Here is a 1323-nt window from a genome sequence, read left to right as displayed (position 1 = left end):
TGTTGAGGCGGAAAGCATTCGTCCGGTTACCAACAAAGGTGAAGTTGGAGATGATCGGGTTAGACTGTGGGGTCACCGACGAGGAAACACTCGAAGCTTCGGTGATGTTGTCGCCGCCGGCAGCACGCTGAACCACGATCGCATACTGGATATGGCCATTGTAGCCGTTGTCCGTGTCGATCGAGTCGTCGTCATTGCCTGTCAGGACAAGGTGCTTGATGTTCACACCGCCACCGAAGAACTCGACACCATCGTCGGAGTTGTTGTGAACCTGAACGTAGTTCACGTCCGTACCGGTGCCGACACCTGCGAAGGTGATGCCGTTCAGTTCGTTACCCAGCGTGTTGATCGCGTAACCAGCGTGCTTCACCAGCGTGTAGGCCAGCGAGCCACTGTCGTCAGCAGCGTCACCACCACCGTAAACGGCTTCCGGGCTGGTCACACCTTCAACGATGTTTTCACACTGCGCCGAACCCGGCGTCGCGGCATCGCGGCAGCGGTTGATCGGGGCGCTTCCGAGGATCACAAGACCGCCCCATTCGCCGATGGCATTTTCCGGATCGACCTGGCTGTCTGTCACGTCAGCTTCCGAGGTGAAGACAACCGGGTTGGCAGCGGTACCGTTCGAGAAGATCTGCGAACCACGGTTCACCACGACATAGTCGTCACCCTCATTGCCGAACAGCGTCACGCCGGACTCGATGGTGAGAGAGGCAGGGACACCGCCGGTTGCAGTTCCATCGGGGCCCGTATCAACACCGACGTCCACGCGGCCAGAGATCTCATAGTAATTGCCGCGCGTCAGGCGGATATCCGAAGAGATCTGACCGGACAGACGGCAAACCGTCGTGCCTTGGATGTCGAAGCCGGAGTCGGTCGTGCCGGTTGGGCAGGTCGGTTCCGGGAACAGGGCGAAGGTCCAGCCTGCGGCCCAGTTGTTCGTTACGGTTTCGGTCGGACCGAAGGCACCGATGTAGGAGGTTGGCTCGAAGAAACTCGACACAGTCGATGCATCGAACGGCGTCACGCCAAGCTCAGCCGGCCCCGGGAACAGGACGGATGCGAGCGTGTCAGTGACCATCGCATTGTTCGCGTCTGCCGCGACCGCACCTTGAGCGGCTGCCGCATCGGAGTTGGCCGTCGCAAGGCCGCCGTCGCAATCGAACAGGACAGAGTTGAATGTCGGGTCTTCGCCAGCCTGGAAACCTGCCACGCCGTTACCAGCGCTCGGTTCAAAGCGGAAGCATTCCTGACCGTAGTTCACCACGCCGTTCATGTAACGGCCGATGGTGCCTGTGTTGAGGCGGAAAGCATTCGTCCGGT

At 60.1% G+C, this 1323-nt stretch carries 1 pseudogene; it reads right to left on the bottom strand.

The features are described from left to right. Window positions 1–1323, bottom strand: a pseudogene (locus HY26_RS19120) (hypothetical protein); the annotation flags it as partial.

Source organism: Hyphomonas sp. GM-8P (genome assembly GCF_003263315.1).
Taxonomy (GTDB): Bacteria; Pseudomonadota; Alphaproteobacteria; order Caulobacterales; family Hyphomonadaceae; genus Hyphomonas.
Note: the sequence above shows the minus strand (reverse complement) of the source record. Positions and strands in the feature narration are given on the sequence as shown.